This window comes from Shimazuella sp. NTD250 (assembly GCF_059510375.1).
This window is the reverse complement of record NZ_JCAJZS010000002.1, coordinates 355,057-374,407: the sequence shown is the minus strand read 5'-3', so window position 1 is coordinate 374,407 and position 19,351 is coordinate 355,057. Positions and strand designations below refer to the sequence as shown.

Annotated in this window: 17 protein-coding genes and 1 riboswitch; of the genes, 15 read left to right on the top strand and 2 right to left on the bottom strand. The window is 41.0% G+C overall.

Annotation, left to right across the window (positions count from 1 at the left end):
- Positions 1-90: 90 nt before the first annotated feature.
- Complete coding sequence (gene zwf, locus AC5WOF_RS06750) at positions 91-1,581, top strand: glucose-6-phosphate dehydrogenase (RefSeq protein ID WP_496049179.1); 1,491 nt, start codon at positions 91-93, stop codon at positions 1,579-1,581.
- Between the two features lie 44 nt (positions 1,582-1,625).
- On the opposite strand, the gene gnd is transcribed toward zwf, so the two are convergent.
- Positions 1,626-3,041 (bottom strand): NADP-dependent phosphogluconate dehydrogenase, encoded by a 1,416-nt coding sequence (gene gnd / locus AC5WOF_RS06745; RefSeq protein WP_496049178.1) that lies wholly within the window; start codon positions 3,039-3,041, stop codon positions 1,626-1,628.
- Positions 3,042-3,257: 216 nt separating this feature from the next.
- A complete protein-coding gene (locus tag AC5WOF_RS06740) occupies positions 3,258-3,755 on the bottom strand; it encodes a cysteine dioxygenase (protein ID WP_496049177.1) in 498 nt (165 codons plus the stop codon).
- 201 nt (positions 3,756-3,956) lie between these two features.
- Here AC5WOF_RS06740 and AC5WOF_RS06735 point away from each other — a divergent pair, with 201 nt between their 5' ends.
- The 14 genes from AC5WOF_RS06735 to AC5WOF_RS06670 all read left to right on the top strand — a co-directional run bounded on the left by AC5WOF_RS06735 (position 3,957) and on the right by AC5WOF_RS06670 (position 19,285).
- On the top strand, positions 3,957-4,862 hold the full coding sequence (locus tag AC5WOF_RS06735; protein ID WP_496049176.1) for a LysM peptidoglycan-binding domain-containing protein: 906 nt from the start codon (positions 3,957-3,959) through the stop codon (positions 4,860-4,862).
- Between the two features lie 16 nt (positions 4,863-4,878).
- Complete coding sequence (locus tag AC5WOF_RS06730) at positions 4,879-5,811, top strand: phosphotransferase (protein WP_496049175.1); 933 nt, start codon at positions 4,879-4,881, stop codon at positions 5,809-5,811.
- A gap of 114 nt (positions 5,812-5,925) precedes the next feature.
- Positions 5,926-6,141 carry a hypothetical protein gene (locus tag AC5WOF_RS06725; RefSeq protein ID WP_496049174.1) on the top strand — a complete coding sequence of 72 codons (216 nt, stop codon included), beginning with the start codon at positions 5,926-5,928 and terminating at the stop codon, positions 6,139-6,141.
- A 70-nt stretch (positions 6,142-6,211) separates the two neighbouring features.
- Positions 6,212-6,319, top strand: a riboswitch (SAM riboswitch).
- Positions 6,320-6,384: 65 nt separating this feature from the next.
- On the top strand, positions 6,385-6,684 hold the full coding sequence (locus AC5WOF_RS06720) for a hypothetical protein (protein WP_496049173.1): 300 nt from the start codon (positions 6,385-6,387) through the stop codon (positions 6,682-6,684).
- Positions 6,685-7,042: 358 nt separating this feature from the next.
- Positions 7,043-8,959, top strand: coding sequence for a stage V sporulation protein D (locus AC5WOF_RS06715; RefSeq protein ID WP_496049172.1), 1,917 nt, complete (start codon positions 7,043-7,045; stop codon positions 8,957-8,959).
- A 284-nt stretch (positions 8,960-9,243) separates the two neighbouring features.
- Positions 9,244-10,728 carry a UDP-N-acetylmuramoyl-L-alanyl-D-glutamate--2,6-diaminopimelate ligase gene (locus AC5WOF_RS06710; protein ID WP_496049171.1) on the top strand — a complete coding sequence of 495 codons (1,485 nt, stop codon included), beginning with the start codon at positions 9,244-9,246 and terminating at the stop codon, positions 10,726-10,728.
- Positions 10,718-12,097, top strand: a complete 1,380-nt coding sequence (locus AC5WOF_RS06705; RefSeq protein ID WP_496049170.1) for a UDP-N-acetylmuramoyl-tripeptide--D-alanyl-D-alanine ligase — start codon at positions 10,718-10,720, stop codon at positions 12,095-12,097. Before AC5WOF_RS06710 ends, AC5WOF_RS06705 begins: the two co-directional genes overlap by 11 nt.
- A gap of 79 nt (positions 12,098-12,176) precedes the next feature.
- Positions 12,177-13,139, top strand: coding sequence for a phospho-N-acetylmuramoyl-pentapeptide-transferase (gene mraY, locus AC5WOF_RS06700; RefSeq protein WP_496049438.1), 963 nt, complete (start codon positions 12,177-12,179; stop codon positions 13,137-13,139).
- Entirely contained in the window at positions 13,136-14,491 is a 1,356-nt protein-coding gene (gene murD, locus AC5WOF_RS06695; protein ID WP_496049169.1) for a UDP-N-acetylmuramoyl-L-alanine--D-glutamate ligase, read from the top strand. Before mraY ends, murD begins: the two co-directional genes overlap by 4 nt.
- Positions 14,492-14,523: 32 nt before the next feature.
- Positions 14,524-15,624, top strand: a complete 1,101-nt coding sequence (spoVE, locus tag AC5WOF_RS06690) for a stage V sporulation protein E (protein WP_496049168.1) — start codon at positions 14,524-14,526, stop codon at positions 15,622-15,624.
- 13 nt (positions 15,625-15,637) lie between these two features.
- Positions 15,638-16,753, top strand: a complete 1,116-nt coding sequence (murG, locus tag AC5WOF_RS06685) for an undecaprenyldiphospho-muramoylpentapeptide beta-N-acetylglucosaminyltransferase (RefSeq protein WP_496049167.1) — start codon at positions 15,638-15,640, stop codon at positions 16,751-16,753.
- 24 nt (positions 16,754-16,777) lie between these two features.
- Positions 16,778-17,689 (top strand): UDP-N-acetylmuramate dehydrogenase, encoded by a 912-nt coding sequence (gene murB / locus AC5WOF_RS06680; RefSeq protein WP_496049166.1) that lies wholly within the window; start codon positions 16,778-16,780, stop codon positions 17,687-17,689.
- Position 17,690: 1 nt separating this feature from the next.
- Entirely contained in the window at positions 17,691-17,957 is a 267-nt protein-coding gene (locus tag AC5WOF_RS06675; protein ID WP_496049165.1) for a hypothetical protein, read from the top strand.
- A 596-nt stretch (positions 17,958-18,553) separates the two neighbouring features.
- A complete protein-coding gene (locus AC5WOF_RS06670) occupies positions 18,554-19,285 on the top strand; it encodes a cell division protein FtsQ/DivIB (RefSeq protein ID WP_496049164.1) in 732 nt (243 codons plus the stop codon).
- Positions 19,286-19,351: the final 66 nt, after the last annotated feature.

Below are 19,351 nucleotides of genomic sequence, written 5' to 3'. Positions count from 1 at the left end.
TGCCTATCAAGCGGGTTTGGAACTAGGTATTAGTGGATTTGCTCATTTGGAGGACTTATTCTTTCTTATCAAAATGAGGTGTAAAACTTTATGTCAACTCAGCCAAAAGCAATTGTGGTGATCTTTGGTGCTACAGGTGACTTAGCGAAGCGCAAATTGTTCCCTTCCCTGTACAAACTGTATAATGCTGACAAACTTTCCGAAGACTTTGCAGTAGTAGGTGTAGCCAGAGGCGAGATGTCCAATGAAGACTTTCGTCAAAGTGTCATAAATTCTGCTGAGAAAATCGAAGGAAAGATAAAGGATATAAACGATTTTGCTTCCCATTTCTATTTCCAGCCAGCAGATGTAACAGATAAAAAATCTTTTGATACCATGCAAACTCTGCTGCAAAAACTGGATGACCAATACCATACGGAAGGCAATCGTATGTTTTATCTCGCAATGGCACCACAGTTTTTTGGTACGATCTGCGAAAATTTAAAATCAAGCGGTTTGACGTCAACAGATGGCTGGAGTCGTGTGGTCATCGAGAAGCCATTTGGTCATGATTATGAATCTGCAAAAGACTTAAATGATCAAATTGGCCGAGTATTTAACGAAGATCAAGTGTATCGAATCGATCACTATTTAGGTAAAGAGATGGTGCAGAACATTACTGTCATCCGCTTTGCAAATGCCATCTTTGAAGAACTATGGAACAACCAATATATTTCCAACATCCAAATCACTTCCAGTGAAACATTGGGTGTAGAAGATCGCGGCAGATATTATGAATCATCTGGGGCTTTACTTGACATGGTGCAAAACCATATGCTGCAAATGGTGGCACTGCTTGCGATGGAGCCTCCTATCAATTTGACACGAGATGAGATTCAAAGCGAAAAAGTGAAAGTATTGCGCGCATTGCGGCCATTTACAGAAGAAGAAGTAGAACAATACTTCGTTCGGGGACAATATGGGAAAGGACGCATCGAAGATCGTGATGTAATCGCTTATCGGGAAGAAAACAATGTCGATCCAAACTCTACAACCGATACATTTGTTGCTGGGAAACTAATGATCAACAATTATCGGTGGGCGGGTGTTCCGTTCTATATTCGTACCGGAAAACGAATGAAAGAAAAATCAACGAAAATTGTCGTGCAGTTTAAAGATTTACCAATGAACCTTTACCGGGATAGAAGTCATCCGCATCCTAATTTATTGGTGATCCATATTCAACCAGATGAAGGGATGACACTGCATCTTAACGCTCAGCAACGCACAGGAGAAGAAGATTCCTTACCTATTCAGTTACATTATTGCAGCAACTGCGATGATAAAATGAATACACCTGAAGCATATGAAAGACTTTTGTATGATTGTCTATTGGGGGATGCGACCCACTATACCCATTGGGATGAAGTATCCATCTCATGGAAGTTTGTCGATACGATTTCCAAAGCGTGGAACAAAGACAAAGATGTTACGTTTCCTAATTATGAAGCTGGGTCGATGGGCCCAATGGAATCCGATCAACTCTTAGCAAGAGATGGATTCTTTTGGTGGTCGGTTGCAAGTAAGCCATCCAATTCTTAAAGCATTAAAAAAGAGGTTGTAGGATTATCCCTACAACCTCTTTTCTATTTCTCCATCCATTCTGTATGGAAAGTACCTTCTTCATCAATCCGTTGATACGTATGGGCTCCAAAGTAATCTCTTTGCGCTTGTAAGAGATTAGCAGGCAGTGTCTCTGTCCGATAACTATCATAATAAGCGAGTGCGCTGTAAAAAGATGGAGTCGGAATCCCATTTTCAATCGCAATGGTGATCACATGTCGAAGCGCAGATTGGTATTCTTCGGCAATATTTTTAAAGTATGGGTCTAATAATAAATTTGTTAAGTCTGGTTCACGCTCATATGCGTCACTGATTTTTTGCAGGAATTGTGCGCGGATAATACATCCCCCACGGAAGATCATCGCGATATTTCCGTATGGCAAATCCCAGTTATATTCTTTTGCAGCAGCACGCAGCTGACTGAAGCCTTGAGCATAAGAACAAATTTTGCTCATATACAACGCTTTACGAATCGCTTCAATCAAACCTTTTTTGTCACCTTCATACCGTTTAATTGCTGGACCTTGTAATACTTTACTCGCTTTCATTCGTTCTTCTTTCATGGAAGAGATGATACGGGCGAAAACCGATTCGGTTATGATGGACAGGGGTACACCAAGTTCCAATGCATCTTGACTTGTCCATTTTCCAGTCCCTTTTTGGCCAGCAGTATCTAAGATGACGTCGACAAGAGGTCTGCCTGTCTTTTCATCTATTTTGGTAAAGATATCAGCCGTGATCTCAATGAGATAACTATCTAGTTCTCCTTTGTTCCACTCTGCAAATACGTGATGTAATTCCTCTGCCTCAAGGCCTAATACATGTTTGAGAAGGAAGTAAGCCTCCGAGATCAACTGCATGTCTCCATATTCAATCCCATTGTGTACCATTTTTACATAGTGTCCAGCGCCATCGGGACCAATATAAGTACAACATGGATCACCGTTCACTTTTGCGGAGATGGCAGTCAAGATCGGTTCTACTAGTTCATATGCTTCTTTTTGTCCACCGGGCATGATCGAAGGGCCATGCAGTGCTCCTTCTTCTCCACCGGATACGCCTGTTCCAATAAAATGAATCCCATCTGCCTCTAACTCTTTATTACGGCGGATGGTGTCATGGAAATAGGTATTTCCACCGTCAATCAATACATCGCCTTTATCTAATAGAGGTTTAACTTGTTCGATCGTAGCATCTGTTGGGGCACCAGCTTTGATCATCATTAAAATTTTGCGGGGTTTTTCGAGGCTCTGCACAAATTCTTCTATACTATATGTACCAACGATATTTTTACCAGCTGCATCTTTTTGGACAAAAGGATTGATCAAATTTGTAAAGTTATCAAATACTGCGACCGAATATCCACGACTTTCCATATTTAAGGCAAGGTTTCTGCCCATAACGCCTAAACCAATAACACCCATCTGTTGTTGTTTCATCTCTATGACCTCTTTCTTGATCTAGTAAATCAAGTGCTCATTTCTTGAAAATAACATATTGATGTATTAAGTTTCAAGTGAGTATGCAACTCAAAAAGACAAGTGGAAATCCTGACAGACTGTACCACTTGCTTATGTTTTGAAGAAGATAGGAACTTTATACCAAGCATATTAGAAGCAGTCTAGACAGATAAGTATGTACTTCGTACTTATTTTTTATGAGGAGATAGTATTTTCCAAGTGTGTTTCATTATAAATGTGGTTATTTTCAATGGGCGGGGAGTAGACGTGGAAAGTGATCAAAGGTTGGTTTCTCGGATTGTACATGGAGTGAATTTGGTCTTGGGTTACGGTAAAATACTCATTTTGTTTATATCTCTCTTCTCTTACCTGCCCAGGTGCCTCAGTAGATTGTTTTATTTGATAGATACGATTATATAATGTGCCATCGACTACTTTTACACAACAAAAAGATTCCCCATGATCGTGTATGGGAGTTTCAATTTGTGGAGGAATTTGCAGAATGATTACTTCAAAAAGTTCGGATCGAAAGATAACATTTCTTCCATATTGCAGAGGGGGAGCTGGAGATGTGATGTAAGGGGAGATCTGCGGGTAAGTAATATTCCACCTGCGCATTTCTTGTTCTACTGCCGAGGGGCTTGGATGAGTGATAGGCAATAACCAATTGGGCAATTGAGCGGTCAAATCCATACTTGTTCCTCCTCATATTTCAGCCGAGAAATCCATATACGTTTAATGTATGTGGATGAGATGAAATCATGATTTGACCTCCAAGTGATGAGAAGACAATTTTACATAGCTGTTAACATTTTGTCCGATCTAGTGATAACTCTTTTATCTCGTACATATATTTCAGCATAAGGGCTTGAAAGATAGAAGGAGGGAGAACAGGTGGAGCAACTTCGCTTTAATATTTCAGAAAAGATTCGTCTGCATCCACAGCAAGCAGGGATAAGTTCGCTTCTGGAATTGGATTTATATCCCGATGTGGAGATCAAAGATGAAGGGCAGCATCTTAAAATTCACGGTTATCTTCGGCTGAATGGCACCTATGAAGGGGATATCGATGAAGAAGCAGATGTTTCTGATTATGATCCTTATGAAAGAGAGGGGGAAGAGATTGCCTATGTAATTCCTGTCGAAATTACTCTGCCTCGTGACCGTGCAGAACTAGCAACTGTCTGTGCAGAAGTAGAATCTTTTGATTACCAGATCTTATCACCATTTGAATTACAGATTGAAGCAGTTCTGATGATAGACGGGATATTGCCAGAAGCCGAGGAAGAAGAATTGATCACAGAGGTTTCTGAAGATCAGCAAGAAGAGATAGAAGAGAAAAAAGAGATCGAGTCCCCCACTTTTGCAGCTCAGCCTGCCAAACCAGAGCCAGAACAGGTAGAGGCAAAAAAAGAACAATCCAAACCCGAAGAAGTTGAACGCACCATACATCGGGAGACAAGAAAAATAGCAAAAGAACAAGTAGGCGAAGAACCACCATCACAAGAAGCCTTTCAACCTCAGCTTGTGATTGAAGAAGGACAACAAGAGGAAGAAATCAAGGAACCAAGTAATACAGAGGAAGAAGTTCGTGGCAGAGAATGGAGCAGGTGGTTGGTAGGAAATAGAGAAGAATCGTTTACTTCCTTAAAAATGGTTATTGTCCAAAAAGACGAGACGATCGATACATTAGCTGCCAAGTATGATGTTTCTTGTAATGCGATTATTAGAACGAATCAGTTCCCAACAGATCGTTTAGTGGAAGGTCAAATCGTAAAAATTCCGGTGAAGCGGAGCTAGGGAAGGAGGGCTTTCGATGTGGGAAGTGATTCATGCATTTGGATGGGACCCTTCTTCGGTGCAACATCGGGGTGGAGTATGGGAGGTTGCGGATGGAGACCAAAAATATGCGCTGAAAGAAAGTCATGCACCGAGAGAAAAACTGTATGTACTGCACCGCATGTTAGAACAAGTTCGCACAGCTGGATATCCTCATCTGCTTCCGTGGGTTCCTACAGAGGATGGAGAAATAGTCGTTTCTGCTTATGGAAGCCAGTGGTATGCCACTCCATGGCAAGAGCCTGCTGATGATCATGTATCGGCAACAGAGCTGGCATCATCCTTAGGGCGCTTTCATCGTTTAGCAGAACCTATAGCAGCACAGTTTCCCAAGTTGCACCAAGTCATCGATCCAGATCTAAAAGAGTCTTGGGAACAGCGAAAGACACAAGTATCCAGTTGGCAAGAGACGTTAGAAGAAGGAGAAGCAAAAATATCCGAACAATCTGCTCAGCTCTCCCAAAATGGATTTACGTTTGCTATCCAAGGAATCGATCGTTATCTTCAAGTGGAAAAAGGAATTGCCCCGAGATACACGATATGTCATGGTCGGGTTCATCCTTCTAATGTACTCACAAGTGAGGAAGGATTGTACTGGATCGATTTTGACCATGCTGCGCTAGATACACCCATAAAAGACCTTGCTACTTTAATACATCGATATCCAGAGGAATCTCCCGCAGAAATACTAGCAGCCTATGAACAAGAAAATAAACTATTGCCGAAAGAAAAAAGACTTCTAGCTGTCTTTCTCTCCTATCCCGAACGATTGGTTCGTGCGGTAGACAGACAAGAAGAATTAGTAGACGTTTCAAGTGAATATGCCCATATCCAAGAATGTCAAAAACTAATCAAAAAACTATGGCCGGCAAAGAAGAAGTCAAGGTCCAAACCAAAACGAAATCGATAATCCTAACGAGGGAAACCTCGTTTTTTTATGCCAAGAGGACGGGCTAGTATATATTCAAACATTATGGAAAACATAGGTAATGATTTGAAGTATCTAAAATCGGAGGATTATAGTATGGATAAAATGTGTATGAATATGATGATGATGGTCATGATGGAGGATATGATGGGAAAAATGAGAATGATGACCATGATGATGGACAAAATGAAAGAAATGAACATGATGCCAGAAATGGACATGGATATGATGATGAACAAAATGCAAGAGTCAGATGAAATGATGACAAAAATGATGAGTATGATGCGAACAATGAAAGAAAAATCGATGTAGTTATTTACAATTAAAATAATTACATATATAATCAACAACAAATCAACCAAAACGAAAAAAATCGAAGGATCTCTTATCAAGAGAGGTGGAGGGATTGGCCCTATGAAACCTCAGCAACCTCAGTCAACAGACTGTATGGTGCTAAATCCAACAGAGTAGAAACTCTGAAAGATAAGAGGAGGACCTTTCTAACCAGAAAACCTCTTCTTAAAGAGGTTTTTCATTTGTTAGGGAGGTAAAATCATGATTCAGTTAAAAGAAACTTGGATAAACGATTATTTAGACTTGTATTTATATGCAAAAGAAATCGGCGATCAAGAATGGCAAGCTGAAATTTTACAAAAACTGAATTTCACAGACAAAGATTTATTTCTCTATCATTTATGGGCACAATTCGATGCTATAAATACGCAGTTGTTGTTAAGTTATCAACAACTAAGAAGTGCATCGGATGCTTTTGAACAGGAACAACTATGGGAGAAAGTATGGAGTTTAAAAATGGAACGTATTACCTTGTCCCGAAAAATTCGTTCTTTTTGGTAATAGAGAAATATGGTTGTGAAACAGCTGAAGTCAAAAACAAGATGAAAATGAAATAGATAATACATACGAGGGAAACCTCGTTTTTTATGTGAAGATGTGGAGTGTTTGTTTCATTTTCTGACATTCGTACTTCCCTTTACTTAAAAAAGAATAGCCTCCTAATTACCTCAAACGACCAGTATGTTCCACATCTCACTCAATAGACGAAGATGTGGGATTTTTTACGTTTGAGTCTTTGAATATAACATTCCGTTGAGCAAGTTTGATAGGAAATTCCTAAATCATAGAAATGATGATTCTTTTTTACCCTTTGTCCACATAAATTGAAATAAAGGATAGTGGAAAAGGATGAAGAGACGTGAAAGCGCTATTGGTTACGCACAAAAAACGCTTATTCATTATATTTTCAATTGCACTGTTTGTACTGATCGCGTTGCTCGGTCGTCTTACTTTTGTGCAGTTGGTACAAGGGCCTTGGTTGACAGGGAAAGCGGAAAATCTTTGGGGCAGGGATATTCCCTTTGCGTCAAAGCGTGGACGCATCTTGGATCGCAATGGGGAATTGATTGCGTATAATATCAGTTCGCCTTCGGTGATGGTCGTACCAGCTCAGATCAAGGATAAAGATGGAACAGCTTATAAACTAGCAAAAATATTAGGTGTGCCAGAAGAAAAGATTTTGCCGTTTGTAAAGAAAAGACAGCTTATCGTTCGGATTAATCCCTATGGGAGAAAAATATCAGAAGCAAAGGCAGAAGAGATTCAGGGGTTACAATTACCAGGGGTAGTAGTTACAGAAGATAGCAAACGTTATTACCCTTATCAAAGTTTAGCTTCCCACATCCTTGGCTTTACTGGAATTGATAATCAAGGGTTAGCAGGATTGGAATTGGAGTACAACAAGCAATTACAAGGTACCCCGGGATATATTTCGTTTAGTGCCAATGCACGTGGAGAAAAGTTGCCAGGAGGGGTAGATCGCTTCACACCGCCAAAAGACGGGATGGATTTAAAGCTTACAATTGATCTAAATATTCAACAAATCATCGAACGAGAATTGGATCAAGCAATGGCGCAGTATCATCCAGAAAATGTGATCGCCATTGCGATGGACCCCAAAACAGGAGAAATACTGGGGATGAGCAGTCGCCCCACTTATCGGCCAGATCAATATAGAACAACAGACCCATTGATCTACAACCGCAATCTGCCAATATGGAAAACGTATGAGCCGGGTTCGACATTTAAAATTATTACCTTAGCAGCCGCTCTGCAAGAGAAGAAAGTAAACTTACACGAAGGATTTTTCGACCCCGGTTTTATTGCTGTAGGCGGGGCACGACTTCGCTGCTGGAAGTCTGGCGGACATGGCTCGCAAACCTTTTTGGAAGTCGTAGAAAATTCCTGTAATCCCGGATTTGTCACCTTAGGCCAACGGCTTGGAAAACAAAAACTGTTGTCCTATATCCATCAATTTGGGTTTGGGCAGAAAACAGGAATAGACCTTAATGGAGAAGCAAAAGGAATCTTGTTTAAACCTTCGCGTATGGGACCAGTGGAGCTTGCAACTACTGCATTTGGTCAAGGGGTAGCAGTGACTCCGATTCAACAGGTGGCCGCTGTAGCAGCAGCTGTCAATGGCGGGAAATTGATGGTTCCACATCTTGCCAAGCAATGGATAAATCCAGAAAATGACCAAGTTGTAAGCACCATTAGCCCTGCTGTAAAAAGACAAGTTATAACAGCAGATACATCTGCTGCTGTACGGGCGGCGTTAGAAAGCGTTGTTGCCAAAGGATCAGGTCGTAAGGCATTTGTAGATGGCTATCGTGTTGGCGGGAAAACTGGAACAGCGCAGAAAGTAGGGCCGAATGGCACCTATCTTCAAAATAATCACATCGTTTCGTTTATTGGATTTGCTCCTGCTGATGATCCAAAGATTGTGGTGTATTTAGCAGTTGACAATCCAAAAGGTATCCAATTTGGTGGGGTCGTTGCTGCTCCTATCGTAGGAAATATTATTGGAGATACCATGCGGTATATGAAAGTACCAAAACGAAAAAATCAAATTGAACCAGAAGAAAATCCGCTTTATGATACGATTGTCACCACTCCAAATTTTGTTGGTCAAGATATTGATAAGATCAAAAATAGTTTGTATACAACACCAATTGAAACAGTAGGAAAAGGAAAATTGGTCATCAGCCAAATCCCACGTCCAGGAGAGCGGGTAAAAAAGGGTACTTTGATTCGGATGTATTTAGGGGACAAATAAATTAGCGGTTTCCATCTGTGTTTTTACAATGAGGTGGAAGCCTATTGTTGTTTCACAATATGGTTATATTTCGATTCGTTGCTTGTTTCGTCACTCTCCCTCAAGGGATTTTTTGCGTGAATTATGTTAAAATGGGTGTCATGATTGCCAGGACCCCCATACCTGGTTTTTCTATTGTTACACTTATCGTTTATTTTAAGTGTAGCTAAGCCTCTTTCAGAGTCTTAAAGGCAAGACACAATGCCAAGTTTTCTTGACAAGTGGAGTGGGAGGTTTACCTTATAATGAAATTAAGTGAACTAGTAGATGTATTACATGTAAAAGAATGGACAAATCCAAGTGATGAGCAAATCACCGGAATCGAAACGGATTCGAGAAAGGTGAAGCAAGGAGATTTGTTTATTGCTCTTCGCGGGTTTACGGTGGATGGTCATGACTATATCCAAACTGCTGTGGAAAATGGTGCTGTAGCAGTACTTGTAGAAGAATCTGTGGAAACGACTGTTCCGATGATTCGAGTGCCAGATACTAGAAGAGCAATGGGCTTTTTGGCAAACACCTTTTACCAATTTCCATCAAGACAATTAAAATTAATCGGAATAACAGGAACTAACGGTAAAACAACTACTTCCCACCTGATCGAACAAATTTTAACGTCTGTAGGGAGGGAGACCGGGATTATCGGCACAATTGGGGTGAAGATCAAAGATAACGTTATCCCAGTTAAAAATACCACCCCTGATGTGGTCGATCTGCAAAAGAGTTTACGTTATATGGTGGATGAAGGAGCCGAATATACGGTAATGGAAGTTTCATCCCATGCTCTGCATTTGGGAAGAACGAGGGGCACTCATTATCATATCGCCGTTTTTACCAATTTAACGCAGGATCATCTCGATTATCATGAGACGATGGAACAATATCGAGAAGCAAAGGGTCTTTTATTTAGCCAATTGGGCAATGATTACACCCCTGAAAAAGACAAAACGCAAGTAGCAGTGTTAAATGTGGATGATGCCGCTTCCAGTTATTTTGCTACAATCTCACCAGCTCAGGTCATTACATATGGCATTTCGGAACAGGCCGATGTTCGAGCAGTGAATATCGAGCATCGAGTAGATGGTGTGTCTTTTGAGCTGCATACCTATCAAGGTAATGTATCCATTTGTCTGCCTCTATTTGGTACGTTTAATGTCTATAATTCACTAGCAGCTGCTTCTGTTGCTCTAGTCGAGGGAATTGATTTGACGAAAATTAAACAAGCATTAGAATCGCTTACAGGAGTAGATGGCCGCTTTGAATCGGTGCAAGCTGGACAGGATTATACGGTATTGGTCGATTATGCCCATACCCCGGATAGTCTTCAAAATGTTCTAACAACTGCTAAATCTTTTGCGAAAGGAAAAGTAATTTGTGTGGTGGGTTGTGGAGGAGATCGGGATCGTGGTAAAAGACCATTGATGGCAAAGATAGCTACCGAAATTAGTGATTTCACAGTTATAACTTCCGACAATCCAAGAACAGAAGAGCCTAAGGCTATCATTGCAGATATGATAGAGGGTGTTTCTACTTCTTTACAAAGGTATATGACGATCGAAGATCGCAAAAATGCGATTGAACATGCCGTGCAGTTAGCAAAACCTGGTGATGTGGTGCTAATTGCGGGAAAAGGGCACGAAACATATCAAGAAATAAATGGTGTTCGCTATCCATTTGATGATCGAAAGATAGCTTATGAGGCAATAAAGGGTGAACAGCATGGAACGTAGAATAAATTGGATACTAGAGACCGTGTCAGGAAGCTATGAACATAAAGAGGATGATAGAGAAACTCTTTTGGCAGCAGGAGTATCAACGGATACCCGAATACTGACAGCAGGGAATCTGTATATCCCACTTATTGGAGATGTGTTTGATGGGCATCAGTTTATCGATAAAGCGGTAGAAGCAGGTGCAGTTGCGTCATTGTGGCAAGAAGATCGTGCTTTACCTGATGTATCGATTCCACTGATTGTCGTGCCAAATACTTTATTGGCAATGCAACAATTGGCAGAGCGTTATCTAACGGAAACATGTTGTAGAATAGTTGCGATTACAGGCAGCAACGGCAAAACAACAACAAAAGATTTGGTTGCAAGTGTTTTAACCACAACTTTTGAAGTACATAAGACAGCTGGAAATTTTAACAATCATATTGGTCTTCCGTTGACGGTATTGCAGATGCCAGAGACAACAGAAGTTGTCGTACTCGAAATGGGCATGAATCACATTGGCGAAATATCAGAGCTCTCTAAATTAGCCAGACCTGATATCGCGATGGTGACAAATATAGGAGAATCTCATATCGGTTATCTCGGTAGCCGAGAAAAAATCGCTCAAGCAAAGTTAGAGATTTGTGATGGTTTATCCAAAAATGGAACCTTACTATTGGATGGGGATGAGCCATTGTTAAAGAAGGACATTCCTTTTAGTAATATCGTTTCCATTGGCTGGAACAAAAAGTGTAAAGAGGGTCCAGAAGATGTACAGAGTCTAGGACTTACTGGCTGGACTTTTTCCTCCCGTAAGACAGGACACCATTACACTTTGCCATTGTTAGGCAGACATAATATCAAAAATGCTTTATTTGCGATTGAGACTGGGAGATTACTAGATATTCCAGAAGAAGATATAGCAAAAGGTTTACAGGCTGTTCCTGCAACACCGATGAGGTTAGAAGTGGCAGTGGCGAAAAATGGGTTGAAAGTGATTAATGATTCCTATAATGCGAGCCCTACTTCGGTAAATGCAGCGATTGATATTTTAGCAGAAGTAGAGCCTGAGTTAGAAAAATGGGCACTTCTTGCAGGAATTGAAGAATTAGGAGACGAGGGAAAATCCTATCATGAGCAAGTTGGAAAATATGCTGTTACCAAGAATCTTGCAGGATTGATAACAATAGGGGCAAAAGGGTTATGGATTTATGAAGCTGCCAAGCTTGCTTCTCCTAATCAAATGCAACTGAAGCATTTTTCGACCAATGAAGAAGCTTTTTCCTATCTTGATCAGGAAGGAAATGAAAACATTCTTCTTTTAGTAAAAGCTTCAAGAAAAGCTGGATTAGATCGTATTGTGAAACAATTAGTAGAGGGAGCGTAGAGTGGTGGCAAATATCGATATACGAATTATACTCATTCCACTCGCAGTAGCATTTGGGATTGGCGTACTTCTTGGTCCAATGATTATTCCAACACTACAGCGATTGAAATTTGGTCAAAGTATCCGGGAAGAGGGACCAGAAGCACACTTAAAAAAGGCTGGAACACCGACAATGGGCGGGACGATTATCCTCATGTCTGTGGTGTTGACAGCACTGCCATTTAGTAGTTTTATACTCTTAAATAATTCGAAACCGATTGTAAACTCAGACTTGTTCTTTCTATTGTTTGCAACTCTTGGATACGGAATTATAGGTTTTTTAGATGATTATATAAAAGTAGTAATGAAACGTAGCTTAGGATTGACAGCCAGTCAAAAACTGCTTGGTCAATTGTTCATTGGTATGGTGTTGTTTTGGGTTTTGATTGAAGTACGAGTACTTCGTATCGATTCAGGTGGAAGTTCTAAATTTATTTTTAACGTAGATATACCAGGAACAGATTGGACGATCCAGCTTAACTGGCTCTACTTACCATTGTTGTTAATTATGATGATTGGTGCTTCAAATGCTGTTAACTTGACAGATGGATTAGATGGATTATTAGCAGGAACCGCCGCAGTGGCATATGGTGCTTATGCCATAATCGGGATGGTACAAAGCAATTATACCGTTGCTATTTTTGCGATTTCCGTAGTTGGAGCACTTCTTGGATTTCTGGTGTTTAATGCACATCCTGCAAAAGTATTCATGGGGGATACAGGTTCACTTGCACTTGGGGGAGGACTTGCAGCTCTAGCGGTTATCACCAAGACGGAGTTATTGTTACCGTTGATTGGTGGCGTATTTGTAGCTGAAGCGTTATCTGTCATGTTACAGGTTCTTTCTTTTAAAATACGTGGGAAACGGATTTTTCGTATGAGTCCCTTGCATCACCACTTTGAACTCACAGGCTGGTCTGAGTGGCGTGTTGTTACGACATTTTGGTTCGTAGGTTTATTCTTAGCTGGTGTTGGTATTTACCTTGAGGTGTTTGTTCGATGATCAAAAAAGAAGATAGAGTATCTGTGCTTGGACTTGGAAAAAGCGGAGTTGCCGCAGCCAAGTTGTTGGCGAAAATAGGGGCAAAAGTGGAAGTTTTTGAACAAAAAAAAGCCCCTTCTGACAGCCCTGAAGCGATAGATCTCCAAAACCTAGGTATTCCTGTTCATTTTGGGGCACCAGTCGATCAGATTATTCATGATCAGATCGACTGGCTGGTAAAAAATCCTGGTGTACCATACAGTAACCCAGCTGTTCAAAGAGCAGTAGAACGATCAATTCCTGTCATAACAGAGGTAGAATTAGCATCATCTGTATTAGATGTTCCCATCATTGGTATAACAGGTTCAAATGGCAAGACTACCACTACTACTATCGTTGGTGAAATGTTGGATAAGTCGAATGTACCTGCCTTAGTTGCTGGTAATATTGGACGTGCACTATCAGATGCAGTGGAGGATATATCAGGAAAGAAATGGATCGTTACAGAATTGAGTAGTTTCCAATTAAAAGGGACCAAAACGTTTCATCCCCAAATTGCAGCATTACTCAATATTGTTCCCGCTCATTTGGACTATCATCAAAGCATCGAAGATTATGTAGCGAGTAAGGCGAAACTCTTTCAAAATTTAGATACTCCAGATATCGCTATTTTTAATTTTGATAATGAGTTATGCAGGAAAGTAGCTAACTCGCAAAAAGGTAGCATCTATTGGTTCTCGATCGAAGAGGAAGTAGAAAGAGGACTATTTGTGCGAGATGGATGGATGATCGCTCGTATGAATGGTGAAGAACAAGCAATTATGCCGCTATCCGAAATAGCTCTGCCAGGGGACAGAAATTTGGAAAATGCTTTGGCAGCGACGGCTATTTCCTTAGCAGCAGGGGCGAAGAAGGAAGCGATCCGCGGTGTACTGCAATCCTTTACTGGAGTAGAACATCGTTTAGAATATGTTTCGACAAAAAATAATGTACGTTATTATAACGATTCAAAAGCGACAAATGCCCAAGCTGCTATTACGGCACTGACAGCATTTAGTGAACCCTTGATCTGGATCGGCGGTGGATTAGATCGTGGTGTAGGCTTTCAAGAATTGGTTCCCTTTTTACGTGAGCATGTAAAAGTTGCAATTGTGTATGGAGAAACCGCATCCATCCTAGCAGATCGGGCAAATGATGCGGGAATCATCAAGATTGTGCATGCAACAGATGTAGAAGATGCTGTACATCATGCAAGCAACATCGCTACAGATGGAGATATTGTTGTCTTATCCCCTGCATGCGCCAGTTGGGATCAGTATACCTCTTTTGAAATACGAGGACGCATTTTTAAACAAGCTGTGCATACCTTGTAATAAGAGCAAGTCCCAAGAAGAGGTGTTGCCCTATGCACAGTAGTCTTAAAAAACCTGATAAGCTGATTGTAGCAGCTATTTTCTTGTTACTTATCATCGGGGTAGCAATGGTTTATAGTGCAAGCGCTGCTTATGCTTATCACCGTTTTGGAGACAGTTTTTTCTTTGCGAAACGGCAAGTATTGTTTGCGGCCCTAGGTGTATTTTGTATGTTTATAATCTCAAGAATGGACCCGGATAAATTTTATTTTGCAGCAAAGCCAGTTTTAATCGGATGTTTTATCCTGCTTTTGATCGTTTTGATCCCTGGTGTTGGGATTTTGCGAAATGGAGCGAGAAGCTGGCTCGGTATCGGAGCATTTAGTATTCAGCCTTCGGAGTTTACCAAACTAGGAATGATTCTCTTTTTTGCTCGTTGGTTTTCGAAGAAATCTTTTCAGATAGAGAAGTTTAAACAAGGTTTTGTTCCGGGGATGTTACTTCTTTGCTCTGCTTTTGGCTTGATTATGTTACAACCTGATTTAGGTACAGGTACAGTCTTGATGGGAACAGGCCTCATTCTCATCTTTGTTGCAGGAGCGCGGTTTCAGCACTTAGGAAGTTTTTTGATGTTAGGTATTGCGGGCTTTGTCGGCTTGGTTCTAGCTGCTCCTTACCGGGTTCAACGAATTGTTGCCTTTTTAAATCCATGGGAGGACCCGTTGGGAGCCGGTTATCATCTGATTCAATCTCTTTTTGCCATTGGTCCTGGTGGATTACTGGGGCTCGGGATTGGTATGAGCAGACAAAAACATCTGTATTTACCTGAGCCGCATACCGATTTTATCTTTTCGATATTGGCCGAAGAGCTCGGGTTTGTCGGTGCGGCAAGTGTAATTATTTTATTTGCCATACTCATTTGGCGCGGTTATCGTGTTGCCATGTCAATGCCGAATCAATTTTACAGTCTGATGGCTGCTGGTGTTACTTCAATGATTATGATTCAAGCAGGGATCAATATCGGAGTTGTATCTGGAGCATTTCCCGTAACAGGGATCACGCTTCCGTTTTTAAGCTATGGAGGGTCATCATTGACCCTGACCTTAGCAGCTGTAGGAATTTTACTTAGTTTATCACGCTTTGTTAAACAGTGAGGGAGGAGCAACTATGAAACGCATCTTACTAACCGGTGGTGGCACTGGGGGTCACATTTATCCTGCACTAGCAATTGCTCGTGCAGTTAGAGAAAAATATCCAGAAATAGAAATTGGATATATTGGTACAGATAATGGTCTAGAATCCAAGATTGTTCCTAAGGAAGAGGGAATACAATTTTTTACTGTGGAAATCCAAGGCTTTAAACGCAGCCTGTCTTGGGAGAATGTGAATACAGTTCGCAAATTTATTCGTGCTGTGAGCAAATCAAAAGAATACATAAAAAAATTTCAACCAGATGTAGTAGTTGGTACAGGAGGGTATGTGAGTGGACCAGCAGTCTTTGCGGCTCATCAGTTAAATATTCCAACGATGATTCATGAACAAAACGCCGTTCTTGGATTGACGACTAAGTTTCTTGCTCGTTTTGCAGATGTGGTAGCAGTAAGTCTAGAAGATACTGCCAAACATTTGACGGGTGCTAAAAAAGTTGTGTACACTGGAAATCCACGTGCTACCGAAGTAATTCGAGCAAACAGAACAAAAGGAAGAGAATCATTAGGTTTGATGGAAAATACACCTGTCGTACTCATTTTTGGCGGCAGCCGTGGTGCAAAATCCATTAACCAAGCAGTACTTGGAATGCTTCCAAAGCTAAAAAACCTTCCAGGTGTACGCTTTGTTTATATTACAGGAGAAGTCCATTATCAAGACATTACTGCGAAAATAAATACACAAGAATATCCCAACTTAGATGTAAAACCTTTTGTTTATAATATGCCTGATGTTTTGGCGACAACGGATCTCGTTGTAGCAAGAGCAGGTGCATCAACTTTGGCTGAATTGACTGCGCTTGGAATCCCATCCATCTTGATCCCATCTCCTTATGTGACCAATAACCATCAAGAAGCAAATGCTCGTGTATTAGAAGAACAAGGTGCTGCCCGGTTATTGTTGGAGCGAGATTGTAATGGAGAGAATCTATGGGGTAAGATAGAAAATCTCGTTCTTGACCCAGAAGAGAGAAAAGCGATGAGCGCAAATGCCAAAGCATTGGGCCGCCCAGAAGCAGCCACTCTAATCGTAGAAGAACTGGAACAACTCATAACAACAAATGTCCACTCCTAGAAGAAAGTTGGTGAACAGGGAACGATGGAAAAACATCTATTAGAAGAGTTCCAAAAGCATGGAGTAACCCATATTAAACAGAACGAAGCCCTTTCCCGACACACCACTTGGAAAGTGGGAGGTCCCGCAGATTTTTATATTGAACCTGCCGATAAAGAAGAATTAATGAATGCGATGAAAGTCGTTACTGAACATAAATTGCCTTGGCGAGTGATTGGCAGAGGCTCCAATCTCCTTGTAAAAGATGGGGGGATTCGAGGAGTTGTCTTTCAACTTCAAAAAGCATTTGACTATTTGCAAATAGAAGGAACAACGGTAACTGCTGGCGGAGCTTATTCCACTATTTTATTAGCGAGCAGAACAGCAAAAGCTGGTTTAACCGGTTTGGAATTTTCAGGGGGCATTCCCGGCAATGTCGGTGGAGCCGTTTATATGAATGCAGGTGCCCATGGTTCCGAAATCAGCAGAGTGTTAAAGAGTGCAGAAGTACTCACAGAATCTGGCCAATGGTTACAACTGAGCAATGAGGAATTACATTTCCGGTATCGTACCACCATCCTTCAAGAAGAGATCAAGGGTATCGTCACAGGAGCAACCTTTGAACTAGAAAAAGGGGATGCCAAACAAATAACGGCATCACTCGCTGCCTTTAAAGATCGAAGACGCAAGACACAGCCTTTGCAATATCCTTGTGCTGGAAGTACTTTTCGCAATCCACCAGGAGATCATGCTGGTAGATTGATCGAAGCCGCTGGATTGAAGGGATACCGAATTGGGGATGCAGAGTTCTCTACGCTTCATGGGAACTTTATTATCAATTTGGGACAAGCCAAAGCAAGTGATGTGTTAGATTTGATCGATCATGCGAGAAAGACGATTGCAGAAAAATTTAATGTAGAGCTTGTTCCGGAAGTAGAGGTTATCGGGGAAGAATAGTTTGCTTGAAAACTATTCTTATTTCATAATAGAAATAGGCTTGGAATTCTACCAAGGAGTCACCGTGAGAGTTATCTTTTGGAGCGCGGTCATCTTCGGTGCTATGGCCGGCTTGGGCTTTTGGTCCGCTGCCAAGCTCCGCAGGAAGTTCAACGATGACCAAAGCGAGATGATCGATGCCCTGAAGGCCCTCAGCTATCACCGATGGTGCTTTACTTTTTGGGCTGCTCTGGATGTCTTAATCGGCATGTGGCAGTGGCTGTTCTAAGTTCTACCTCTCTTCATCGTGTTTCATATACGACTTGAAGAGAAGCCCCTCATCACGACGAGCACTAAAAAGATGATAATAAGAATAAATATAAAGGTAAATAGGAGTTCCATTTTGGGTCTCCTATTTTATGTTGCTTAATTAGATAGAAAATAGGGACTATTATGGATTTATTTTAGTTTACTTTATAATTTAAATAACATGTTATACTCGAATAAACCGAATGTATTTGTCTTGCTCAGGAGATTGTTTTGAAGACGCCTATTGGTCTCGTGGTTCTCGTTTTGGGTTTCCTTTGTATGCTCGCCCTCCGGAGGTACCGAATGATCTACACGGTCGATAAGCCGACGGTGATCCTGTTTCTCTTTGGAGTCAGCTGCATGCTGATAGGGTCCAAGATTCTGAACAGTTGACAGACATCCGAAACTTCTGCTGGCTTTGACTTTTTGATCTCAACCAGCACCGAGCCCACCACACCCAGTGGTGGGACAACGAAAATAAATAAATTTTAAATACAAAAAATGGAGATTATTTCCAATTGCTTTATCTTTGGGATTCTCTCCTTTTTTCTTTTGTGGTAGTATAGAGGGAAGAAATTGGACAAAGGAGAAGGTGGCATGGTGGAAAGGGTTCCTCCTTTTCGCATCAGAGTCGAGCGCAAAGCTCCATCATTATGGGCAGTTTTGTTTATATTTTTGTTTTTCATAGGCATTCTATTTGTACTATTTCTACGCTCCCCACTCAGTCACATTTCCAAAATTACCATTACTGGTAATCAAATCTTAACCAAACAGGAAATTTTACAGCAATCGGGGATTCGCCAAGGAATGTCTTTTTTTGGTGTAAAAACAAAGGATGTAGAATCCAATCTTCATCGAGTAAGTGCAGTCAAACTGATCACTTTGGATAAGCAATTTCCCAGTACTATCACGATCAAAGTAGTGGAATATCCGGTTATCGCTTACATAGATGACGAGCAAGCTCTCATCCCTCTTTTGGCTAATGGAGCTTTTCTCCAAACTCATCCTGTCACCTCTATGTTGAGAACAATGCCCGTAATGGAAGGATGGGACAAAGAAAAAGCTACTTTTTCGAAACTTACATCGCAATTTGCTCACTTACCGGCTTCTACGCGCAGTCAAATTTTGACCGTACGACCGTTGGAAAATAAGCCGGCATATGCTGTGCTTTCGACACGCAGAGAGCATAAAGTAGAGGTTCGAATTGATCAATTAGCTGAAAAGATGAAATTATATTCCAGATTTTTGAATCAACCCCCTGGAACGGTTCACTTATTGGAGAGCGTATGGTTTACACCTGAACATTAAAATCAGTCTATTTTCCATTACTGTAATATTATGTAATTTACATACCAGAAAAAGGGGATTTGTCTT